The organism is Hoeflea sp. CAU 1731 (genome assembly GCF_039888615.1).
Taxonomy (GTDB): Bacteria; Pseudomonadota; Alphaproteobacteria; order Rhizobiales; family Rhizobiaceae; genus Flavimaribacter.
The window spans coordinates 332,206-354,672 of the sequence record NZ_JBDQQS010000003.1 but is presented as its reverse complement, the minus strand read 5'-3'; the positions used below and the strand labels follow the sequence as shown (position 1 = coordinate 354,672).

Genomic DNA, 22,467 nt, shown 5'->3' with positions numbered 1-22,467 from the left:
ATGACTTATAGCGCGGGACTATTCGTCCGTTGAAGCCGGTTCATCGCCTCCGGGTACGAAAGCCTTGACGGCGGCCATGACCTGGTTTCGGTATCGGTCGGCCTCCTGAAAGAGTTCATGGCGCGCGCGGTCGATCGTGACCAGTTCGCCTGCGCGAAAATGGGTCGCCAGATCCTCGATTTCATCGATCGGAACGATGCTGTCGCCGCCGGCCGCGAGCATGAGCGTCGGTATTCTGATATTTGCAAGGTGCTCGGGCCGATGAACCTGTTTCATCGCCTTCAGGCATTCGAGCAGCCAGCGGAATGACGGGCCGCCGAGCGTCATTTCCGGCACGGCGTCGTAGACCGCCTTGTTGCGCAGAAACCGGTTCCGGTCATGCGTCAGCGCATTGTCTTCGAAGGTCTGGTTGATTTTCCTGTTGCCGCTGGTGGAAACACCGCCAAGCCCGATCAGCGTCATGACGGTGGACAGGACGCGAATGGTCGAAGCGCCGATATGCGAATGGCTGAGCGCGACGAAGGGCGCAGAGACGACGAGTTTCTCTATGCGGTTGGCGAGGCGCGGCGCGGCGTGAAGTGCGATCAAACCGCCCATGGAATGGCCGATCATGAAAAAAGGCAGTCTCCCGTCAGGCAGAACGATGGTTTCGATGAACTGTTCAAGGTCGCGCACATAGTCGGAGAACCGGCGCACATAGCCTGGCAGCGGATTGGACAGAAGACGCTCGGAGCCGCCCTGGCCGCGCCAGTCGAACGTAGCGACCCACAGGCCGTGCGCGGTCAGTTCCCGAATGGTCTCGTAATATTTTTCGATATTTTCGTTGCGGCCCTGCAGCAGGATGACCGTCCCCTTGGCGAGCGTCGCATCAGAGCGGAAGATCGCGTAGCGAATCTGCTTGCCGTCATGCGCTTGCATGTAACCGCTGATCGCGTTTTTGGGCGCCGGGTTGTCCGGCGTGTCGTGTAGAACCTGTGCGCGCATGCCCTGACCTGATTTTTGAAAGTAGCCGGTTCTGCAATAACAGTCCCCGCCGGCATTGCAAAACCTGTCGCGCATGTAACGGACAACGGCTTGATTGTCGCCCGTGAAAGAACTCTTGAAATCGGATTATTCAATCCCCAAATTGGTCCTGCAGGCGCCAGAACAGGGTCTGTCGGCAGGAATTCGCCAAATCGGGAATTCAGGCTGAAATACATTTACGCAAATCGTCGCTCAATGGAGGACCTATCATGCGTCACGTGGACTTTTCACCACTCTACCGTTCGACGGTCGGCTTCGATCGTCTCTTTACCATGCTCGACAGTCTGGCCCAGCCCGATCAGTCGCAGACATACCCGCCCTATAACATCGAACGCATCGACGAAAACGCCTACCGCATCACCATGGCGGTCGCCGGTTTCGCCGAAGGCGACCTTTCCGTGGAAGCCCGTGAAAACGTGCTGACCGTGAAAGGCGACAGGAATGAAAGCGAAAAGGGATCCAGCGACTACCTCTATCGCGGTATCGCCGGACGTTCCTTCGAGCGCCGCTTCCAGCTCGCAGAGCATGTGGAAGTGCGCGGCGCCAAGCTTGAGAACGGCCTGCTCCATGTCGATCTCGTCCGCGAAATTCCCGAAACGGCCAAACCGCGCCGCATCGAGATTTCAGTGGCCGACGACGCTTCAGAGCAGAAGCAGATCGAAGGCTAATTCTCGCTGAAGGATCGCCTTTTTGCGAAGTGCCCCGGACTCGCGTCCGGGGCATTTTTTGCGTTTATGCTCTGTTTCGCCACCAGCGCGCCAGCGGGTAATCCAGAGATATGAAGCCTGGCCCCTTGATCGCAACGTAGAGCAGTGGAACAACCCAGAAGGTTCGCTGATCGAGGATGTCGGACGGCATGCGATCAAACCAGGAGCCGAGCGCAACGCCGTGGGCTGTGGCGTCGACAAAGGTCTGCACGACTATGAAAATGATCATGCCGGCGGCCCCGATGCGGGAGAACAGTCCAAAAATCACCAGAAGCGGCAGGATGAACTCGCCATAGGTTCCGGCGATCACCATCAGGTGCACGGGAAAGGACAAGGCGGAGGGTTCGTTGTCGACCGCCGCCATCGCCGTCGGCGCGATCTGGAAATAGGCGCCGCTCGATATCTTGAAAAAACCCAGAATGCCGTCGCCCACCTTCGTCTTCGCCGAATTCAGATAGTAGAAGTAAAGCGTCGCCGCGAACACGAATCTGCAGAACAGGCCGAAGAACCAGCCATCGGTGATCCTTTCGACGATGTCGAAAACAGCGTTGTGAAGCTTTCGCAGCGCCTCGATGATGGTTCTCATACCTCTTCTCCCCTCAGGCTGAACGCCCCGGCTTCCAGCATAACGCGGATTGCGAGGGGCAGATCGAATTCGGCGTTGTCCCGTCCGGCCGCTTCGGCTGCATCCGCAAGGCGCGCGCCGTCGATGAGCGATTGCAGGAATGTGGCGGCGCCTGGCAGCAGTCGGCGGAGCTGCACATCGTGACCCGGGCGCGTGACGAGCCCGTCTTCGGGCGCGGTCGGATTGATGTCCGCGAGGCTTGCGCCGGACCGGGTTGCGGAAACGATTGAAGCAGCCGCCCATCGGGAGCGGATGACGCGCGTTGCGGGATGCTGCGTCAGGCGCAAATCGTCGAGTTCGCTTTGAGGCACGGTGCCAAGATCAGCGGCCGAAAAGCAGCTTGTGTCAGCGGCGTGGAATGCGTCGAGCCAGGCCAGTTCCATGCGGGCGACGTCCGGCAGGTAGGCCAGATGCGCAACCGGTTCGAATTTTGCAAGGAAATCGGGCATCGACCTGCCGTAGCGGAAGAGCAGAGGCGAATTTGGCGGGTTGGCGCGGATGTAGAGGCGCGCCATGTCTTGAAAGAACTGTTCGCCGACCAGTCGTGCGACGGCGGGAAAGATCTCGCCCAGCGCGTCGATCAGCCCGACAACAACATTGTTTCGGTAGATATCGAAGCGATTTGCGGATTTCTTCCGGTTCGGTCCCCTAATTCCCTCTGGCGCAGGCGAATCGGGGTCCGAAAGGGCCGTGGTGAATTCCCGGTTGCTGACTGTCGTTTGCATCGGAAACGTCGTCAGCCGCGCGCCGCGCGCTGGCGCAGAGATGTATCCGGTCCGGCGGAGGCTTCGAGAATGCGGTCCGCCATCATCGCTTCCTTGCGCAGAATCGTCCATTCTGGAATGTCGGCGTCCCACTCGATCAGCGTCGGGATCGGTCCGATGCGCCCTGTCACCACCTCGTAAAGACCCCATACCCGATCATCCACGGGTCTGTCGTGCGAGTCGATCAGAATGACGTCGCCTTCGTCGTCCACATCCGGCGCATGGCCGGCAAGGTGAATTTCCTGAACCCTGCCGAGCGGGAAATCTTCCAGATAGGCAAGCGGCTCGTAGCCATGGTTTGTGGCCGAGACGAACACGTTGTTGATGTCGAGCAACAGACCGCAACCCGTGCGCACCGCAATCTGGCGAATGAAATCCGTCTCGCTCATCGTCGATTGGTCGAACTGCACGTAGGTCGACGGGTTTTCCAGCAGGATCTGCCGGCCGAGAGCCTCCTGAACTTGCTCGATATGGCGGCAGACGCGCGCAAGCGTCGCCTCGTCATAGGGCACCGGCAGCAGGTCGTTGTAGTAGGAATTGTCATGCGTGGACCAGGCGAGGTGTTCCGACACCAGCCCGGGTTCGTAGCGATCGACGACCTTTTTCAATCGCGCGACATGGGTTTCGTCCAGCCTGCCTTCGCCGCCGATGGAAAGTCCGACGCCGTGCACGGAAAGTGGAAATTTCTCACGGATTGCGCCGAGCGCGCGATGCGGTGGGCCGCCGTCGCCCATATAGTTTTCCGCGTGAACCTCCAGAAAACCGATCCGGTAGCTGTCCGAAAGGATCGCGTCGACATGCGCCGTCTTCAGACCCGCTCCCGCCCGGGGCGGTATGGCCGCGCCGCCATAGCTGTTTTGTGTTGGTCGCGGGGTGTCGGGCATTCTAATGTCCAGGTTCAGCGACTGGCGCGACCCTTTTGCCGGATCGCGCCGCCTTGTGATCCAATCAGGCCGGAAGGTCCCGCTCCAGCGGCTCCAGCGAGCCCTTGCGGTCGCCGGGCACGTCCATCGTCAGGCACGTGCCGTCGGGAACGGAAGTCCAGGCGTTGCCTTGGTAGTCCACGGTCGATGTTCCGGCGCAGGTCGTGCCCGGACCGGCGGCGCAGTCGTTGTCGCCGGCAAGCGATACGCCGTAGCATTTTTCCGCAGCGGCTGCTCCCGTCGACGTCGCAACGACGGTTGCGCCAGACAGCGCCATGGCGACTGCTCCAGCCACCGCCGAAGCGCCTATGATTGTTTTTTTGGACATATGTGTCTCCTCGGAAACTTTACGCAATCGCCGGATGCATTCCGGCGCGCCCAACTTTGGGGAAATCACCGATAAATTGGAAATCAACAGCGCGTTATCCTGCGGATTCGCATCGTGACGGATTCGCGAATGAAATGTGATCGCCTCGTCAGGCGCCGCCGATTGCTTCCGCAAATCGGTCGACATGCTCACGCGTCGTTGCGAAGGACGTAACGAGACGGATCAGCGTTTCGTTGTCATTCAGACCCCTGGAGTGCCTGCGCGGCATGTTCCAGTCGGCAAAGACTGCGCCCATTTCGCGAAGCTCCTGCGCCTTGCTCTTTCGCAGAATTGCGAACACCTCGTTGGCCTGCGGCTTCCAGGCCAGAACCAGATCTTCCGACGTCTCGATAGAGGCGGCGAGACGGCTCGCCATGGCGTTGGAATGGCGGGCGAGCTCCAGCCAGAGACCATCCTCGAAATAGGCTTCGAACTGGGCGGAGATGAAGCGGGTTTTGGAAAACAGCTGTGCGGCCCGTTTGCGAATGAAGGGCAGGTCTTTCGCCTTTTCCGGATCGAAGAACACCAGCGCCTCGGCGCACCAGCATCCGTTCTTGGTGCCGCCGAAGGACAGGATATCGACGCCGCGCTTCCAGGTCAGTTCCGCCGGACTGACGTCCAGACAGGCAAGCGCGTTGGCGAATCTCGATCCGTCCATGTGCAGCGGCAGGCCATGCTGGGCGCAGATGCCGGATATCGTTTCGATTTCTTCCAGCGCATACACCGTGCCGATTTCAGTGGACTGGGTGATGGTGACCGCCATGGGCTGGCCGGCGTGCACGAAATCTGGCGGAAAACGTCCTATTTCCCGCTGCAGTTCGTCTGGATCGATCTTTCCGTCCAGACCGTCGACTGGCGCCAGTCTTGCGCCGTGGGTGAAGAATTCCGGCGCGCCGCATTCGTCTTCGATCACATGGGCTTCGCGATGGCAGAAAGACACGCCGCCCGGACGGTTGATCGCGGCCATGGCAAGGGAGTTCGCCGCGGTTCCGGTTCCGACGAAGAAAACCGCGACCTCGCGCTCGAACAATTCATCGAACTGTGCTTCGATAGCCCGGTCGAGGTCGCTGGCGCCATAGGCGGTCGCAAATCCGTCCGCATGCTTTGTTAGTGACGCGGCCACACGCGGATGAGCGCCCGCCCAATTGTCTGAGGCAAAATACATCGGGAATTCCTGTTCGAACCGGATCACGCCTATTGAACACGGGCGACCGGCTTTGTGAAGGGCGCTTCTTGTCGTGGCGCGTCCGACGCCACAATCATTCCTTTACGGGCATGCAGGCGTCATTTAATATCCTGACCGGGTAATGCAGGGCAATTTACGGTCGGCCTGAGTATTTTATTGGCTGTTGCGACTTGCTCCAATCGTGTCTTTCTGGCATAGAGAAAATAGGACAGCCATGCTGTCCTAATTTTGGCGCAGGTTGCAGCATCTTGCCAGTTGTGTCATTGGCGCTGTTTCGGCGCTGAGAAATGGGTGACGGTTTTTCCGGTAGCCGGATCTGCCGTCATTTGCCGGGTTCTGGATACGCAGGCGCATTGCAGCCGCCGGAAACAGGCCTGGAAAAACGGAATGTCAGTCGCCTCGATACGGAATCGGGCGGCGTCGGCATTCCTCAATCGGCTGATTGCAGAAATTCGCCGCATGGAACTATCTGTACCGGAGATGTCCGGCACGGACGTAAAGGACGCCCTCCGAAGGTCGGAGGAAACGGCAGGAGGAAGCGAGATGACGCACGCAACGCCATCGAAGGCAATACGGACACGCAGGCCAGCCGGAACGGCTGACGTCAAACGTGCCGAGAACGCCGCTTTCCCGGCCAGGCAGGGGCTTTACGACCCTGCAAAGGAACACGACGCGTGCGGCGTCGGGTTCATTGCGCATATGCGCGGCGAGAAGTCCCATCAAATCATCGAGGACGGCTTGCGCATGCTCGAGAACCTCACCCATCGCGGGGCCGTTGGGGCCGATCCGCTCATGGGCGACGGCGCAGGCATGCTGGTCCAGCTTCCAGACAGGCTCTATCGTGAAGAGATGGCCGCCATGGGCGTCGCGCTGCCGGAATCCGGGCAATACGCGGTCGGGCATCTGTTCATGCCGCAGGATCACGAATTGCGGCTGCATATCGAGAAAATCATCGCTGACGTGGTGGAATCGGAAGGCCAGAAGCCGCTCGGTTTCCGCGACGTGCCCGTCGACAATTCATCGCTGTCCAAGGCTCCGGACATCGTGGCGACCGAACCCTGGCATCGCCAGGTGTTTATCGCTCGCGGTCCGGACATCACGGATGACGAGGATTTCGAGCGCCGGCTGTTCATACTTCGCAAAGTGATTTCGAACCGGATCCACGAGGAGACCGAAGGACGGGACAACGGCTTCTACATCGCTTCCCTGTCGAGCCGGACCATTGTCTACAAGGGCATGTTCCTGGCCTATCAGGTTGGCGCCTATTACCAGGATCTGAAGGATCCGCGGTTTGAATCGGCCGTCGCTCTGGTTCACCAGCGTTTTTCGACGAACACCTTCCCGTCATGGAAACTTGCGCATCCCTATCGCATGGTCGCCCACAACGGCGAGATCAACACACTGCGTGGCAACGTCAACTGGATGGCGGCGCGTCAGGCGTCTGTCAGTTCTCCGCTGTTCGGCGACGATATCAACAAGCTGTGGCCGATTTCCTATGAAGGTCAGTCGGACACGGCGTGTTTCGACAACGCGCTGGAGTTTCTGGTCCAGGGCGGCTACTCGCTGCCGCATGCCGTCATGATGCTGATCCCGGAAGCCTGGGCCGGCAACAAGCTGATGCATGACGACCGCAAGGCCTTCTATGAATATCACGCCGCCCTGATGGAGCCGTGGGACGGCCCGGCCGCCGTCGCGTTCACCGACGGACGCATGATCGGCGCCACGCTCGACCGCAACGGCTTGCGGCCGGCGCGCTACATCGTCACCGACGACGACCGGATCATCATGGCCTCGGAAGCCGGCGTGCTGCCCGTCGAGGAGAAGCATGTCGTGCGCAAGTGGCGGCTCCAGCCCGGCAAGATGCTGCTGATTGATATGGAAGAAGGCTTGATCGTCTCTGACGCGCAGATCAAGCGGCAGCTCGCCAATGCGCATCCCTATGGCGCGTGGCTCGAGCGGTCGCAGATCGTGCTGGAAGACATGCCTGTCGCCGGCGTGCCGGCGACTCGCGCGCAGGCGTCGCTACTCGATCGCCAGCAGGCCTTCGGCTACACGCAGGAAGATCTGCGGATATTGATGGCGCCGATGGCGACGACCGGACAGGAAGCGCTCGGCTCCATGGGAACCGACACGCCGATCTCCGCCCTGTCTGAAAAGGGGCGACTGCTCTACACCTACTTTAAGCAGAATTTCGCCCAGGTCACGAACCCGCCGATCGATCCGATCCGTGAGGAATCGGTTATGAGCCTCGTCTCCTTCATCGGACCGCGCCCCAATCTGTTCGATCTGGAGGGGCTCGCCAGTCGCAAGCGGCTGGAAGTGCGCCAACCGATCCTGAGCAACGAGGACCTGGAAAAAATCCGCGAAATTGGCGAGATCTCAGACAACCAGTTCCAGACTCAGACGCTCGACATCACCTATCGCGTCGCTTCCGGTCCCGACCATATGGGCATCGCTCTGAAGTCACTGTGCCTGAGCGCGCAGAAGGCGGTAGAGAACGGCTACAATATCATCATCCTGTCGGACAGGCTCATCTCGGCGCAACGGATCTCGATCCCGCCGCTGCTGGCGACGGCCGCCGTACATCACCACCTGATCCGCAAGGGACTGCGCACGTCCGTTGGTCTTGTTGTGGAATCCGGAGAGCCGAGGGAAGTCCATCACTTTGCGGTTCTCGCCGGCTACGGCGCCGAAGCGATCAACCCCTATCTTGCCTTCGACACGCTGGCGGACATGCACCGCAAGGGCGAGTTCCCGGCCGCGGTCGATTCGACGGAAACGGTCGAGCGCTACATCAAGGCGATCGACAAGGGTCTGTTGAAGGTCATGTCGAAGATGGGCATTTCGACCTATCAGTCCTATTGCGGCGCCCAGATCTTCGACGCGGTCGGCCTGTCGACGGCCTTCGTGGACAAGTTCTTCACCGGGACGGCGACCACGATCGAGGGAATCGGTCTGGAAGAGCTCGCCGTGGAGACGCACCAGCGTCATACGCGCGCCTTCGGCAATGATCCCGTGCTTCTGAATGCGCTCGAGGTTGGCGGCGAGTATCTCTATCGCATACGCGGAGAGAACCACGCATGGTCGCCCGATTCGGTTGCGCTCCTGCAGCACGCCGTTCGCGGCAACGCCCGTGACACCTATCGCGAGTTCGCCAAAATGGTGAACGAGCAGGCCGAGGGCATGAATACGATTCGTGGCCTCTTTCGGATTCGCGACGCGCAGGCCCGCGGCGTCGAGCCGGTTCCGCTCGACGAGGTCGAGCCGGCGTCCGAGATCGTCAAGCGGTTTTCAACGGGCGCCATGTCCTTCGGCTCGATAAGCCGTGAAGCGCATACGACGCTCGCCATCGCCATGAACCGGATCGGCGGCAAGTCGAATACCGGCGAGGGCGGCGAAGAGCCGGATCGCTATCTGCCGTTGCCGGACGGAACGGCCAATCCGGAACGCTCGTCCATCAAGCAGGTGGCTTCCGGACGGTTCGGCGTGACGACGGAGTATCTCGTCAATTCGGACATGATCCAGATCAAGATCGCGCAGGGCGCAAAGCCCGGCGAAGGCGGACAGTTGCCCGGCCACAAGGTCGATGCGACGATCGCCAAGACGCGGCATTCGACGCCCGGCGTCGGGCTCATTTCGCCGCCGCCGCATCACGACATCTATTCGATCGAGGATCTGGCCCAGCTTATCTTCGACCTCAAGAACGTGAACGAATACGCCGATATTTCGGTCAAGCTCGTCTCGGAAGTCGGCGTGGGCACGGTCGCCGCCGGCGTCGCCAAGGCGCGCGCCGATCATATCACCATTTCCGGCTATGATGGCGGCACGGGCGCGTCGCCGCTGACGTCGCTCAAGCACGCCGGATCGCCATGGGAGATGGGGCTTGCGGAGACACACCAGACCCTAGTGCTGAACGGTCTGCGCTCGCGCGTTCCTCTCCAGGTCGACGGCGGATTGCGCACCGGCCGCGACGTGATCATCGGTGCGCTTCTCGGCGCCGACGAATTCGGGTTTTCGACCGCGCCGCTGATCGCTGCCGGCTGCCTGATGATGCGCAAGTGTCACCTCAACACCTGTCCTGTGGGCATCGCCACACAGGATCCGGTTTTGCGCAAGCGTTTCAAGGGCGCGCCTGAGCACGTCATCAACTACTTCTTTTTCATTGCGGAGGAAGTGCGTGAAATCCTGGCGTCGCTGGGCTTCCGCAAGATCGACGACATCATCGGACAGTTCGACCTTCTGGAGAAAGACGATCTCATCACCCACTGGAAAGCCAGAGGGCTTGATTTCAGCAAGGTGTTCTTCAAGCCGGAAGCCGAGAAGTCCGAAACCTACTGGACCGAGCGTCAGAATCATCCGATCGAGGATGTGCTGGACCGCAAGCTGATCGCGGAGGCGGCGCCTGCGCTTGAAAGCCGTACGCCGGTCGAGATCGACACGCAGATCCGTAACGTCGACCGGTCCGCCGGCGCGATGCTATCGGGCGAGGTCGCCCGGCGCTTCGGCCACAAGGGGTTGCCGGACGACACGATTTCCGTCCGCCTGACCGGAACCGCAGGCCAGTCCTTCGGCGCGTTCCTCGCCCGCGGCGTCACTTTCGATCTGTCAGGCGACGGCAACGACTATGTCGGCAAGGGCCTGTGCGGTGGCCGAATTATCATCAGGCCGCCGGAGGACGCTCAGATCGTTCCCGAAGAATCGATCATCGTCGGCAACACGGTGCTTTACGGCGCCATTGAGGGCGAGTGCTATTTCCGCGGCGTCGCCGGCGAACGTTTCGCCGTGCGTAACTCCGGAGCGATCGCCGTCGTCGAGGGCGTGGGAGACCACGGCTGCGAATACATGACAGGCGGCGTGGTCGTCGTCATCGGCCAGACGGGCCGCAACTTTGCGGCCGGCATGTCCGGCGGGGTCGCCTATGTGCTCGATGAGGACGGGGATTTCGAACAGCGCTGCAACATGGCGATGGTCGAGCTTGAGCCGCTGCCGGAAGAAGACGACATACTCGAGGAACTGCATCACCACGGTGGAGACCTGGCCCACAAGGGTCGTGTGGACGTGACCGGCGACATGACCGGCCACGACCAGGAGCGTCTTTATCAGCTCATCGCCAACCACCTGCATTACACCGGGTCTGAACGGGCGAAGGAGATCCTCGACAACTGGGCCGACTATCGTTCGAAATTCCGCAAGGTCATGCCCGTAGAATACCGTCGTGCTCTGGAAGAGATGGAGCGTATGCGCATGGGCGTCGCCGCCGAATAGGCGGCCGCCCTTCGTCAACGGTTACAGTCTTTCAGTTCGCGCTAGGAAAAGTCATGGGTAAAGTTACAGGATTTCTCGAGATCGACCGTCAGGTCGCCAAGTATCAGCCGGCGTCCGACCGCATCCGCCACTTTCGGGAATTCACCATTCCGATGTCGGATTCTGAGGTGGCCAAGCAGGCGGCGCGTTGCATGGATTGCGGCATTCCGTTTTGTCACGGCCCGACCGGATGTCCGATCCACAACCAGATTCCTGACTGGAACGACCTCGTCTACAATGGCGACTGGGAAGAGGCGATCCGCAATCTGCATTCGACGAACAACTTTCCCGAGTTCACGGGCCGCATCTGCCCCGCCCCTTGCGAGGAGGCCTGCACGCTCAACCTTGAAGATATACCGGTGGCGATCAAGACGGTGGAGCAGGCGCTGGCTGACAAGGCCTATGAAATGGGTTATGTCGTTCCGCGTCCGGCCGAACGAAAGACCGGCAAGAGCGTCGCCGTCATCGGCTCCGGTCCGGCTGGAATGGCCGCCGCGCAGCAACTGGCGCGCGCCGGTCACGACGTTCATGTCTACGAGCGGGAAAGCAGACCCGGCGGTCTGATGCGCTACGGCATTCCGGACTTCAAGATGGAAAAGCATTTCATCGACCGGCGCGCCGAGCAGATGGAAGGCGAGGGCGTGACCTTTCATTGCGACGTCAATGTCGGCGTCGACGTGAAGGTCGACGAACTGCTCGAAAAATACGATGCGACGCTTTACTGCGGCGGTTCGGAAAAGCCGCGCGACGCCGGCATTCCTGGCGGCGACCTGCAGGGCGTTCACGATGCGATGCCCTATCTCGTCCAGCAGAACAAGCGCGTGGCGCGGGAAAACATCGATTCCGTCGGCTGGCCGTCGGCGCCGATCCTTGCCGGCGCCAAGCATGTCGTGGTCGTCGGCGGCGGCGATACGGCGTCCGACTGCGTCGGCACGGCCTTCCGCCAGGGCGCGGTCAAGGTCACACAGCTCGATATCCGTCCGCAGCCGCCTGCGAAGGAAGACAAGATGGCCGTGTGGCCCTATTGGGCGACCAAGATGCGCACCTCCTCGTCACAGGCGGAAGGCGCGGTTCGCGAGTTCCAGGTCGGCACGATCGCGTTCGTCGGCGAAGACGGCGTCCTGACCGGTGTGAAGTGCTGCCAGGTGGACGAAAAGCGCCAGCCGGTCGCCGACACCGAATTCATCATCAAGGCTGATCTGGCGTTCATCGCCATCGGCTTTCGCGGGCCATTCGATTCCGGTGTGATCGCTGACCTTGGCGACCGTCTGGATATCGGCGTCGACCGTCGGAGTTCGACCTTCGTCACTGCGGACGACATCACTTATGAAACCTCCGTCGAGGGACTTTGGACTGCGGGCGACATCCGCCGCGGTCAGTCGCTTGTCGTTTGGGCGATCCGCGAGGGGCGACAGGCCGCGCGCGCCATCGACCTCAAGCTGATGGGTGAAACCAGCCTGCCGCTGTAGGACTTATTGTCGGGCCTTGTCGTCGCTCTCCGACCATCGGAAATCGTCGGCGCGTCCGGCGGGCGCAGCTGCGGGCAGGCCCTTCAGGACCAGTTCTTCGCGCACGGTCGGGGTTTCGTGTTCGGCTGCGAGGTCGTCGGCGCTGCCCAGAAGCGTCGATCCACCGTCCAGCATCGGATCGATCAGCGCAATCGGTGGGGTGCGTATGATCTGGTCCGTATGCAGGCCGGACAGCAGCAATTCGGGGAAATTGTCGCCCTGGAGCCGCTCAACATCCTCACCCGCGGCGCTGCCGAGAAGTTTTCGCAACGGTTTTTCGGTATAGAAGGCGAGCTTGCGACGACCGGCCCGGGTCATGCGGATGCCGTCCGAAGTCCGCAGCCGGACCTGCTGGCCCTTGATGTCAGACCCGGTGAAAACGAACTGGCCGTTCTCGTTGACGAATCCCTCCCAGATATCAACGAATTCGCCGCCCGTCTCGGCGACGACCGTCCGCGTCATGTCATTGATAGCCGCCATATCAGCGGACATCGACGACGATTTGTATGAGGGAGACCCGACCCAGATCAGGGGCAGATTGCGGTCGCGGATGATTTGCGAGATTTCGCCAATGCGTTTTGAATATTCGTTGACCCAGCTTTCCGAGCGCACCGCGAGCCGTCCTTCCGGAAGCCGCAATTCCTGGCGGTCGTTCGATCCGATCATGACGATGACGATCGTCGGCTGATGTTCCTCGAGAAAGCCGGGCAGATTTTCCGGCCAGTCAAAATAGTCGTCCCGCACCAGGCCGGAGGACCCGCTGGTCTCCTCCAGAACGCGAACGCCCGGTGATTGCGCGAAAGCGACCTTCAGTCCGTCGTAGAGGCCCTTCGCCATGAAATCCCCGACCACGAGGATCTTGCGCGCATTATCCAGTTTCTCGACGGTTTCCACGGCTGGCGCGGCTGTTCCGCGGGATGTAGAGCGTCGGACGCTGCGCTGCTGCGGCCGGACCCGCCTCGGCTGTTCGTAGGCGGGCTGACGGCTGGTCTTGCGCTTGAGAAGCCTACGTGGACCAAAAAGGAAATCAATGACCGTGCGCCGCTTTGTCTCTTCCTGCGCCTGCGCGGGCTGCGATGGGACGACGACGATCGCCGCCGACAACGGCGCAATGGCGACGATCAGGCACAACAATGATCTCGTAAGGAACATGCGCATGGGTCATACTCCACGGGAACTGCTTCCCGGACCCTTTGTTTACTTTTCGGTTCAGCGTCGCAGCGTCTTCAGCAGATTCTGCGATGGAACACCGTCTGCGGTCAAGCCCAGCCTGGACTGATAGTCCTTGATGGCCTGCTGGGAGCCGGATCCGATATTGCCGTCGATCTCGCCGTCATAATAGCCGAGCTTCTTCAGATGAACCTGAATCTCTCGCCTCTCGTCCATCGACAGCGCGCCTTTTGGCGGCTGCCAGTGCTGCTTCAGGCCGTCATAACCTGCAATGCGGTCGGCGAGCAGCCCGACGCCGAGCGCATAGGAATCCGAATTATTGTAGGTCTTGATGATGAAGAAGTTCCGGATCATGAGAAAGGCGGGACCACTGGTTCCGGCCGGCATTTTCAGCACGGCGTTCTCGCCAGGACGGGGAAAGGGTCTGCCGTCGGGTCGCTTGAAGCCGAGCTTCGCCCATTGCGACAACGTGCGCTGGGTGCCTTCATACTTGCTTGCGCCGCGCGGCGCTTTGACCTCGTATCCCCAGGTCAGTCCAGTTCGCCAGCCGTTTTTCTTCAAAAGGTTTGCCGCCGTCGCCAGGGCGTCCGGTACGGAGTTCCAAATGTCGCGCCGGCCGTCGCCGTCAAAATCTACCGCAAAGGCCTGGTAGCTCGTCGGAATGAACTGGGTGTGGCCCATTGCGCCGGCCCATGAGCCGGACAGCTGCTCGCGCCGGATGTCGCCGGATTGCAGGATCTTCAAGGCGGCGATCAATTGGCTCCGGGCGAATTTGGCGCGTTTCGGATCGGCGTAGGCCAGCGTGGCGAGAGCTCGGGGTACGTAATGCAGCCGTTCGGGGTAATTGAAGACGTTGCCGTAACTCGACTCCATCGACCAGATGGCCATCAGCACGGACCGGTCAACCCCGTAGCGCCTTTCAATCTGCGAGAGCGTCCGGTTGTATTTACGGGCGAAGGCCTGCCCGTTACGAACGCTTTCATCATGAACGCGCGAATCGATGTAGCTCCAGGCGTCCTGCTTGAATTCCGGCTGATAACGGGCTTTGCGGAGGACTTCCGGGTCCGGCGTCGTAACGCCGGCAAAGGCCCGGTCATATGTCTTCTTGCTGATTCCGGATTTCGCCGCCACGGGATAGAAGTCCCGTATCCAGCGCTGAAAACCGGCGTCCGCCCTGGCGATGTCGGGCGCAAGCAGCAGGACGATCGCGCACAGGATCAGGGCGAGTTGGGGGATTGTCCGTTTCCGAATCGTCATCGACATGGTGAATTCCGCTTGAACTTTCCTCGTTCCATAGTGCGTCCGGAAGGCGTAATCATGGCGCTCTTCCGCGCATTGACCCCCTACAATATGTATCACGGATCAATAAATTCTTAACCATGCGCCCGGCGGCGGTGTGGATTAACGGTTGAATCGTCGCGTCGGTGATTTATTAAAATGGTCGGATAGAGTTTGTATGAAAGGTGGCGACATGGCTGAACAGAAAAAGGTGAGGAAAGCGGTTTTCCCCGTGGCGGGGCTCGGAACGCGCTTTCTTCCGGCGACCAAGGCGATCCCGAAAGAGATGCTGACAGTCGTTGACAAGCCGGTCATCCAGTATGTGGTCGACGAGGCGCGCGCCGCCGGCATCGAGCATTTCATTTTCGTGACCGGCCGCAACAAGGCGGTTATCGAAGACCATTTCGATATCCAGATCGAACTCTACAACACGCTCCGCGACCGCGGAAAGCTGGACGAACTGGGTCATCTTCAGGATCTGCAGCCGCAGGCGGGCCAGACCAGCTTCACCCGCCAGCAGGAGCCGCTCGGGCTGGGTCACGCGGTCTGGTGCGCACGGGAACTTGTCGGCGACGAACCATTCGCGCTGCTTCTTCCCGACATGGTCATGCAGGACAAGAAGGGCTGCCTGACCGGTATGATCGAGCTTTATGAAAAGGTCGGCGGCAATGTCGTCTCCGTCGAGGAAGTGCCGGAAGAGGAGACCCATCGCTACGGAATCGTCGGCATCGGCGATGAGATATCGGACGAAGGGTTCCGTATCACATCCATGGTAGAGAAGCCGACGCCGGGCACTGCGCCGTCAAATTGGTTCATCAACGGCCGATACATCCTGCAGCCGGAAATATTTTCCATCCTTGAGAGACAGGAGCGGGGCGCAGGCAATGAAATCCAGCTGACCGACGCCATGCTCAATCTCGCGAAAGATCAGCAGTTCGCCGGCTACAAGTTCCAGGGCAGCACCTTCGACTGCGGCTCCAAGGAAGGCTTCATAAGGGCCAACGTCTCCTTTGCGCTGCTGCGTGAAGACATTCGCCACAAGGTCGAGGGCGACATACGGCGGATGATCGCCGAGCTGTAGCGCGGGTGCGTCAGCGCTGGAATTTCATGCCGAGACCGACATAGATGTCGTCATTGTCGGTGTCTTCGGACAGGGTCTTTTCGTAACTGACCTCCCCGTCGATGCCGACATTTCGGTTCAGCCACCAGGTGAAGCCGGCTCCCGCCACGATGACGGTTTCGTCAGGCAGGTCGCCATAGTAGCGCCGCCATCCCAACTGTCCGCTCATCCGTGTTATGAAGTTCTCGCGCACCTTGCGGGTGATGCCGGCCGAGGCGGAATAGTAGACGGACCCGGACACGTCGGCCGTCGTTGAATCCTCAATGCTTGTGTTCAGTCCCAGCCTGACGACCGTGTCGCGTTCCGGGGACCAGTTGGCGAAGCCGCCGATTGCGAAAGCGCCGATCGGCTCCAGCCTCGGATCATCGTAGTTGCGCTGGATGTAACCGGCCGAAAGTTCTCCGTTCCATTTCTCGCCGCGATCGAAGACCGCGCCGGCTCTGAGCGCAAAGCCGTTGGATGAACGGCGGTAGCCGTTCTCGTCCTCAGTTTCGTCGTAGTCGATGAGGGTTCCCTCGACCTCCGCAAAGGGCCGCAAGACGGCGCCGTTGTCAGCGCCTGCGCGCAGCACCATCCGGTAGCTGTTGTTGTCGCGTTCGGATTGCGAAAGTTCCTCTCCGTCTTCGAGTTCGACGTCTCCATAAGTCGATCGTATCGCGGTGAAGGCAGCGCGGCCGGACCAGGCGCCGAAGGAGTGTTCCAGTCCTGCGCGGCCCTCGAAGGAGTGGATGTCCGATTGCGCGATCGCGTTCTCGACCGAATTGGCGTCTGTCTGATCCTCGCGTCTGAAATCATAACCGAAGAACAGATTGGCGGTCGTCGTCGATGAAATGTCCAGCCGCAACTCGGCGTCCACGGACGTGCTTGGGTCTTCGGGGCCGTCGCCGGAAAGGGTGATGTCGATCACCTGCTCGGCGGAAAGCTTGAACTGGTGGCGAGACCAGTCGGACGCCAGTTCTGCGGCTAGCGTTGTCCTGCTCAAAGTGCGCGCAGTCTGCGCATCTCCATCGAGAACGGATTCATGACCCAGTTGTTGTGTGAGCGTTGGCCGCAGAATGAAGGTTCCAATCCGCATACCGACTGCGGCGTAGGGATCGGGGTCCGGCTGGCGGACGACGATGTCAACGGTCGGCTGGGTCGGATTGTTTCGGCCGAACCATTGCACAGGTCCGGTTCTCTGAACCGCTTCGACGGCTCCGGTTGTGGTGTCGTCAAGCCCGGCTGCCGTGTCGCCGGCTCTGCCGTCCGCCTGCTCCTGCTCTTCGTTCGCCTGTTCTTCTTCATCCACGGCTATCCGCTCGGCCCGTCGGCGTTGCGCGCCGGAGCGGCCGTCATACTCGATCACTCCCCTGAGAAGCTGGTCTGTGTCGTCGGCCTGCTGCGCTGACGCAGGGTATGCGGTGACAAGGACGCAAAACGCCACGGCCGGCGGCAGGGCCGCCAGCCTCCCGATCCAGAAAACGCGCGATGTGGCAACCATTTACGGCCTGAAACAAGGGGAACAAATCTTCCCAAACCGTAAAGCTTTGTGGTTAAGGCTTCCTTACGGAAAGACGTTTCAGGCAGGCGCGGAGATCTCGCTCACAGGCTCGACCTTGAGTGTGCTTCCGGTGCTTGCAACGATGCGGACGCGACTTCCGACGGGCAGATCCGGACCATTGACAACCCAGGTCGTGTCGTCGAGATGAATACGGCCGCGCCCCTCGTTTATGGGCGCCTTCAGTGTTGCGGTTCGGCCGATCAGGCTCGCGCCGCGCTGGTTGAGCAGCGGCTCGTCGGATACGTCGTCCTGCCCCCCGATCATGCGCCGCCCGATCAGCGCGGATATCACGGCGAGAACCGCGAATAGGATCACCTGCATCTGCCAGATCCAGTAGGATTCGGTCCACAGCATCAGCGACAGGCTGCCAACGATGATGGCCGCGATGCCGAACCACATCAGGAAAATCCCGGGAATGACGACTTCCATCGCCAGAAGAAGAAGGCCGATCACCCACCATGTCCAGGGGCCGAGTTGCGTTGCGATCCAATCGAACATCGTCAGTCCGTCCGCTGGCCGGTGGAGGGAACGGAACGACGCGCCGATGCGGCCTGCCCGCCAGGCCCGTCGGCGAATACTTCCTTTGCGATCGCGCCGATGCCGCCCAGGGAGCCGATAAGCGACGATGCTTCCATCGGCATGAGGACGATCTTCTGGTTGTTGGCCGTGCCGATCGAGGCCAGCGCCTCGGTGTATTTCTGCGCGACGAAGTAGTTGATCGCCTGGACGTCGCCCTGTGCGATCGCTTCGGAGACGGAGCGTGTGGCGGCGGCCTCCGCTTCGGCAAGCCGCTCGCGTGCTTCGGCCTCGCGGAACGCCGCCTCGCGCGTGCCTTCGGCCTGGAGGATGGCGGCCTGCTTGGCGCCTTCCGCGCGCAGAATCTGCGCGTTGCGCGCGCCTTCGGCTTCCAGAACCTCGGCGCGCTTTTCACGTTCCGCCTTCATTTGCCGGCCCATGGCGTCGACGAGGTCGGTCGGCGGATTGATGTCCTTGATTTCAACGCGCGTGATCTTGATGCCCCAGGGGCTTGCGGCCTCGTCGACGACCGTCAGCAGCCGCTCGTTGATGGCGTCGCGGTTGGACAGCAATTCGTCCAGATCCATCGATCCCATGACCGAGCGGATATTGGTCATCGTCAGGTTCAGGATGGCGTATTCAAGCTCCCGGACCTGATAGGCGGCCTGCGGGGCGTTGAGCACCTGGTAAAAGGCGACGGCGTCCGCGCCGACGCTGGCGTTGTCGCGGGTGATGACTTCCTGGGTGGGAACGTCGAGGACCTGCTCCATCATGTTCATCCGTGCGCCGATCCTGTCGATGAACGGCACAATCAGGTTGAGGCCCGGCGTAAGCGTGCGGGTATATCGGCCAAAGCGCTCCACGGTGAAATTATAGCCCTGAGAGACCGTCTTGACGCTTGCGTAGAGAACCAGAAGCACGAGAACGAGAAAGACGATTACGGCGATATCAAAGCCGCTCAGGGGTGGTAGCATGTCAAAATCCTCGGTTGCGCGCGGGCCGATGGAGGCCTAAGCGACGACTGATGGTCACGAAATGTGTTTAACCGACATACCTTAAAGATGGGTAATGCAACGGATGGTTACAATATGATGTTTGCCGATATTTTCAGTTGAATAATATCAATCGGTTACTTCGATTTTCCCATCCCTGGCGCTGTTTTGGATCCAGCCCTGCAATTCACGACGAACCACCGTTTCCAGGACCTTTATTCCATCCTCACTGTCATTGAGGCACGGAATATGGGTGAAGTTTTCACCGCCATTTTCGTGAAAGCTCTCCATCGCCTGTTCCGCGATCTCCTCGAGCGTCTCAAGGCAGTCGGACACGAAGCCCGGATTGAGCACCGCGATATTGCGGACTCCTTGCTTGGCCAGCGTTTCAACCGTCTTGTCCGTGTAGGGTTGAAGCCATTCTTCCGGCCCGAAGCGGGACTGGAAGGTGATCTTCAGCCGGTCTTCCGGCCAGCCGAGAAATTCGCGCAGCAGGCGCGTCGTTTTCTGACAATGGCAGTGATAGGGATCGCCCTTTTCGAGATAGGATTTCGGTATTCCGTGGAACGAGGCCAGAACCACTTCGGGCTCCCAGTCGAGCGTAGCGAGATGGCTGATGATCGATTTGCCCAGCGCTTCGATATAGACCGGATCATCGTGGTAGGGCGGCGAAACGCGTAGCGCCGGCTGCCACCGCATCTTCATCAGGGCTTCGAAAGCCTTGTCGTTGACCGTCGCCGTGGTGCTCGCCGCATATTGCGGATAGAGCGGAAACAGCAGGATCCGTTCGCATCCGGCCTCCTTGAGGGCGTTGATGCGTTCCTCGATCGATGGAGTTCCGTAGCGCATGGCCCAGTCGACGACGACCCCGTCTTCGGCCGCCAGCATCTTGCCAAGCAGGTCCGACTGGCTACGGGTGTAGGTCCTCAGATAGCTTTCGTCCTTGTCCTTGTTCCAGATCATCTCGTAGGCCTTGCCGACCTTTCCCGGACGGGTGTTGAGGACGATGCCGAACAGGATCGGATACCAGTAGGCGCGCGGCCATTCGATGACGCGCTTGTCGGTCAGGAATTCACGCAGATACCGGCGCATCGACGTATAGTCTGTTCCGTCCGGAGTGCCGAGATTGACTAGAAGCACGCCGACCTTGCCGTAAGCCACAGCGGGATGCTCTTGCGGGAGATGGCGCGTGGCGGTCGTTTCGGTCGGGTTCATGGGATTTCGCTGTCTAAAATGATTCTGATGTGCTGACTCGGCCAAAATATGGGCCGCCGCCGCAATTTCAAGCATTCACGGAAAATGCCGCAGGATTCAAAAAAAGCGACCCGGGAAATCCCGGGCCGCTTCATCAAGAACGCTTGTTTGTCGGTCAGTTCGATTTGGCTGGGATCGTCAGTTGGCTTCCGACTTCCAGCTTATTCGGATTCTGACCCGGATTGGCGTCGGCGATGGACTTCCATTGCTTGCCGTCGCCAAAGTATTTTTCAGCCAGGGCCCAGAGGCTGTCGCCGGCTGAAATCACATGGGTGGTCGCGGATTCGACGGCTTCCTCGACCTTCTCCATGCCTTCCTTGGCCATTTCCTCTGTCTTTTCCATGACAGTTTCCGAGGCGGCCTCGGAGTCCTTTTCCATCGTCGCGGCGTCGGACTTCATCTCGTCTTTCATGGACTCGTCAGTCTTCGGCTCCATGGCAGCGGAGACTTCCGTGATGCGCCCGTCGACATACGGCTTGTAGGGATTGTTTTCGCCGAGATAGTCAACCACGACCTGCTCAAGGCCCGGGCCGTAGTCGTAGGCGTTCATGCCGGCTGTTGCGAAGACGCTGTAGCCGTCGCCGCCTCCGCGCATGAAGTTGTTGGAAACCACGCCATAGGTCGTGTCGTCCACGATGGCCGCATAGCTGCCGTCGCTGCCTTCCACCATGACGTCGGAAATCCGCTCGCCGGCAGGCTTGGACGGGTCGAAGCTGTATTTCAGCCCGGCGACCTGCGGGAAGCGGCCAGCGCCTTCTTCAAACTGGCTGACGCCGTTTTCAAGGGCGGTCTTGACGTCTGAGCCCTTGAGCTGGAAAGTCGACAGGGTGTTCTGGAACGGAAGCACGGTGAGGACTTCGCCCATGGTGACCTCGCCCTGATCGATCGAGGCGCGCAAACCGCCGCCGTTCTGAATGGCGATCTGGATGCCCTGGCTCTTGACCCGGTCAAGCATGGCGTCAGAGACGAGATTGCCCATCTCGCATTCCTGGGAACGGCAGGTAGTGCGTTCACCGTTGATTGTGGCGGATGTGTCTCCGATAACTTCCTTTTTCATGTCCTCGATGGGAGCAGCCAGTTCCGCGATGCGTTTCTGCATTGCTTCATTCGGCTTGAAGCTGGCGTCGAGAAGGATCGGGTCTCCGGAGACGCTTTTGATGTTGCCGTCGTCGTCGAACACCAGTTTGATCTCGCCAAGATACTTGCTGTAGGCGTAGCCCTGGACGATCGGAACGTCCTTGCCGGACGTCTCGTTTTTCACCATCACAGGGTAGGGGCCGGCCGCCTTTTCATCCGTATTCGATAGCAATGTGTGCGAATGCCCGCCCACGATGAGGTCGATGCCGTCAACTTCGGCGGCAATCTTCCTGTCGACCGGCAGACCGACATGGGTCAGCGCGATGACCTTGGTGGCGCCGGCTTCCTTGACCTTGTCGACGGCTTCCATGAGGTAGAGAACCGGCTCCATGAACAGGACAGCGTCGCTCGGCGAGGACGTGACGTCGGTGTCTTCGGCCACCACGCCGATGATGCCGACCTTCTCGCCGCCGACGTCCTTGATCACATATTCAACCATCCGCGTGCCGGCGAGCGGGCTGTTGGCGCCGATCAGCGTGTTTCCGTAGATAATCGGGAAATCGGTTTTGGCGACGAAATCAGCCAGCACCTGGTCGCCGTCGTCGAATTCGTGGTTGCCGAGAACCATGGCGTCCTGATCCATCATGTCCAGGAATTCAGCCTCGGCGTCGCCCTTGTAGGTCGTGTAGAAGAGCGAACCCTGGAAATTGTCTCCGGCGTTCAGAACCAGCACGTTGTCGAGGGCCTGTTTGCGTTCGTCGATGGCTGTTTTCAGGCGCGCTGCGCCGCCAAAGCATTTGCCTTCCGCATCGTCTTCCGGGGAACAGGTCGAATCGTATTTGTTAATTGGTTCGATGCGACTGTGCAGGTCGTTGAAATGTAGCACGTTGAGTTCGTAGTCAGCCCAGGCGCTGCCTGAGGCAAGCCCCAGAGCGGCGGCCGAAAGCAGCGCGCGTAACATGGTCCTGTTCATTGATATCTCCCTGTTAAGGTCTTCCTTGGAGGGCGGACGGACACGAGCGTCACGCATTACCGCCTGAGTGCTTCGCACCGTTACTGTCACACGCAATTTGCATTTGCATGACAACCGCGTCGCGGCCGTATTCTCTTACC

The 22,467-nt window shown here is 60.3% G+C and carries 17 protein-coding genes; 4 read left to right on the top strand and 13 right to left on the bottom strand.

The window, feature by feature from the left end; all coding sequences use genetic code 11:
- Positions 1-18 precede the first annotated feature (18 nt).
- Entirely contained in the window at positions 19-984 is a 966-nt protein-coding gene (locus tag AAFN47_RS08045) for an alpha/beta fold hydrolase (RefSeq protein ID WP_499808680.1), read from the bottom strand.
- Positions 985-1,232: 248 nt separating this feature from the next.
- Here AAFN47_RS08045 and AAFN47_RS08040 point away from each other — a divergent pair, with 248 nt between their 5' ends.
- On the top strand, positions 1,233-1,691 hold the full coding sequence (locus AAFN47_RS08040) for an Hsp20 family protein (RefSeq protein ID WP_499808679.1): 459 nt from the start codon (positions 1,233-1,235) through the stop codon (positions 1,689-1,691).
- A 64-nt stretch (positions 1,692-1,755) separates the two neighbouring features.
- Here AAFN47_RS08040 and AAFN47_RS08035 read toward each other — a convergent pair whose 3' ends face one another.
- From AAFN47_RS08035 to AAFN47_RS08015, 5 genes are all read right to left on the bottom strand, one after another.
- Entirely contained in the window at positions 1,756-2,316 is a 561-nt protein-coding gene (locus AAFN47_RS08035) for a DoxX family protein (RefSeq protein ID WP_499808678.1), read from the bottom strand.
- On the bottom strand, positions 2,313-3,080 hold the full coding sequence (locus AAFN47_RS08030) for an HvfC/BufC family peptide modification chaperone (RefSeq protein ID WP_499808677.1): 768 nt from the start codon (positions 3,078-3,080) through the stop codon (positions 2,313-2,315). The genes AAFN47_RS08035 and AAFN47_RS08030 overlap by 4 nt, the downstream gene beginning before the upstream one ends.
- A gap of 11 nt (positions 3,081-3,091) precedes the next feature.
- The gene (gene bufB, locus AAFN47_RS08025; protein WP_499808676.1) at positions 3,092-4,003 is read right to left on the bottom strand and encodes an MNIO family bufferin maturase; all 912 of its coding nucleotides are present in this window, start codon (positions 4,001-4,003) and stop codon (positions 3,092-3,094) included.
- Positions 4,004-4,067: 64 nt separating this feature from the next.
- Positions 4,068-4,370 carry a BufA1 family periplasmic bufferin-type metallophore gene (locus AAFN47_RS08020; protein WP_499808675.1) on the bottom strand — a complete coding sequence of 101 codons (303 nt, stop codon included), beginning with the start codon at positions 4,368-4,370 and terminating at the stop codon, positions 4,068-4,070.
- A gap of 148 nt (positions 4,371-4,518) precedes the next feature.
- The gene (locus tag AAFN47_RS08015; protein WP_499808674.1) at positions 4,519-5,574 is read right to left on the bottom strand and encodes a threonine aldolase family protein; all 1,056 of its coding nucleotides are present in this window, start codon (positions 5,572-5,574) and stop codon (positions 4,519-4,521) included.
- A 564-nt stretch (positions 5,575-6,138) separates the two neighbouring features.
- On the opposite strand from AAFN47_RS08015, the gene gltB reads away from it, so the two are divergent.
- A complete protein-coding gene (gene gltB, locus AAFN47_RS08010) occupies positions 6,139-10,860 on the top strand; it encodes a glutamate synthase large subunit (RefSeq protein WP_499808673.1) in 4,722 nt (1,573 codons plus the stop codon).
- Positions 10,861-10,913: 53 nt separating this feature from the next.
- Positions 10,914-12,368, top strand: a complete 1,455-nt coding sequence (locus tag AAFN47_RS08005) for a glutamate synthase subunit beta (RefSeq protein ID WP_499808672.1) — start codon at positions 10,914-10,916, stop codon at positions 12,366-12,368.
- 3 nt (positions 12,369-12,371) lie between these two features.
- On the opposite strand, the gene AAFN47_RS08000 is transcribed toward AAFN47_RS08005, so the two are convergent.
- Together AAFN47_RS08000 and AAFN47_RS07995 are read right to left on the bottom strand one after the other, a co-directional pair.
- Complete coding sequence (locus AAFN47_RS08000) at positions 12,372-13,565, bottom strand: SGNH/GDSL hydrolase family protein (protein ID WP_499808671.1); 1,194 nt, start codon at positions 13,563-13,565, stop codon at positions 12,372-12,374.
- A 51-nt stretch (positions 13,566-13,616) separates the two neighbouring features.
- Entirely contained in the window at positions 13,617-14,834 is a 1,218-nt protein-coding gene (locus AAFN47_RS07995; RefSeq protein WP_499808704.1) for a lytic murein transglycosylase, read from the bottom strand.
- 214 nt (positions 14,835-15,048) lie between these two features.
- Between AAFN47_RS07995 and galU the strand changes: the two genes are divergently transcribed.
- Entirely contained in the window at positions 15,049-15,936 is an 888-nt protein-coding gene (gene galU / locus AAFN47_RS07990) for a UTP--glucose-1-phosphate uridylyltransferase GalU (protein ID WP_499808670.1), read from the top strand.
- A 10-nt stretch (positions 15,937-15,946) separates the two neighbouring features.
- Here the strand turns inward: galU and AAFN47_RS07985 are convergent, their stop codons facing one another.
- The 5 genes from AAFN47_RS07985 to AAFN47_RS07965 all read right to left on the bottom strand — a co-directional run bounded on the left by AAFN47_RS07985 (position 15,947) and on the right by AAFN47_RS07965 (position 22,327).
- A complete protein-coding gene (locus AAFN47_RS07985) occupies positions 15,947-17,455 on the bottom strand; it encodes an outer membrane beta-barrel protein (protein WP_499808669.1) in 1,509 nt (502 codons plus the stop codon).
- 78 nt (positions 17,456-17,533) lie between these two features.
- Positions 17,534-18,013, bottom strand: coding sequence for an NfeD family protein (locus AAFN47_RS07980; RefSeq protein ID WP_499808668.1), 480 nt, complete (start codon positions 18,011-18,013; stop codon positions 17,534-17,536).
- Between the two features lie 2 nt (positions 18,014-18,015).
- On the bottom strand, positions 18,016-18,993 hold the full coding sequence (locus AAFN47_RS07975) for an SPFH domain-containing protein (protein ID WP_499808703.1): 978 nt from the start codon (positions 18,991-18,993) through the stop codon (positions 18,016-18,018).
- Positions 18,994-19,152: 159 nt separating this feature from the next.
- Positions 19,153-20,238, bottom strand: coding sequence for a ferrochelatase (gene hemH / locus AAFN47_RS07970; RefSeq protein WP_499808667.1), 1,086 nt, complete (start codon positions 20,236-20,238; stop codon positions 19,153-19,155).
- Positions 20,239-20,392: 154 nt separating this feature from the next.
- Positions 20,393-22,327 (bottom strand): 5'-nucleotidase C-terminal domain-containing protein, encoded by a 1,935-nt coding sequence (locus tag AAFN47_RS07965; RefSeq protein WP_499808666.1) that lies wholly within the window; start codon positions 22,325-22,327, stop codon positions 20,393-20,395.
- Positions 22,328-22,467: the final 140 nt, after the last annotated feature.

Coding starts and splice junctions, on each gene's coding strand:
- AAFN47_RS08030 (WP_499808677.1), bottom strand. CDS start 3,080: ATGCAAACGACAGTCAGCAACCGGGAATTCACCACGGCCCTTTCGGAC.
- AAFN47_RS07980 (WP_499808668.1), bottom strand. CDS start 18,013: ATGTTCGATTGGATCGCAACGCAACTCGGCCCCTGGACATGGTGGGTG.
- AAFN47_RS07965 (WP_499808666.1), bottom strand. CDS start 22,327: ATGAACAGGACCATGTTACGCGCGCTGCTTTCGGCCGCCGCTCTGGGG.
- AAFN47_RS08045 (WP_499808680.1), bottom strand. CDS start 984: ATGCGCGCACAGGTTCTACACGACACGCCGGACAACCCGGCGCCCAAA.
- AAFN47_RS08005 (WP_499808672.1), top strand. CDS start 10,914: ATGGGTAAAGTTACAGGATTTCTCGAGATCGACCGTCAGGTCGCCAAG.
- bufB (WP_499808676.1), bottom strand. CDS start 4,003: ATGCCCGACACCCCGCGACCAACACAAAACAGCTATGGCGGCGCGGCC.
- galU (WP_499808670.1), top strand. CDS start 15,049: ATGGCTGAACAGAAAAAGGTGAGGAAAGCGGTTTTCCCCGTGGCGGGG.
- AAFN47_RS08015 (WP_499808674.1), bottom strand. CDS start 5,574: ATGTATTTTGCCTCAGACAATTGGGCGGGCGCTCATCCGCGTGTGGCC.
- AAFN47_RS08040 (WP_499808679.1), top strand. CDS start 1,233: ATGCGTCACGTGGACTTTTCACCACTCTACCGTTCGACGGTCGGCTTC.
- AAFN47_RS07985 (WP_499808669.1), bottom strand. CDS start 17,455: ATGGTTGCCACATCGCGCGTTTTCTGGATCGGGAGGCTGGCGGCCCTG.
- AAFN47_RS08035 (WP_499808678.1), bottom strand. CDS start 2,316: ATGAGAACCATCATCGAGGCGCTGCGAAAGCTTCACAACGCTGTTTTC.
- AAFN47_RS08000 (WP_499808671.1), bottom strand. CDS start 13,565: ATGCGCATGTTCCTTACGAGATCATTGTTGTGCCTGATCGTCGCCATT.
- gltB (WP_499808673.1), top strand. CDS start 6,139: ATGACGCACGCAACGCCATCGAAGGCAATACGGACACGCAGGCCAGCC.
- AAFN47_RS08020 (WP_499808675.1), bottom strand. CDS start 4,370: ATGTCCAAAAAAACAATCATAGGCGCTTCGGCGGTGGCTGGAGCAGTC.
- hemH (WP_499808667.1), bottom strand. CDS start 20,238: ATGAACCCGACCGAAACGACCGCCACGCGCCATCTCCCGCAAGAGCAT.
- AAFN47_RS07995 (WP_499808704.1), bottom strand. CDS start 14,834: ATGACGATTCGGAAACGGACAATCCCCCAACTCGCCCTGATCCTGTGC.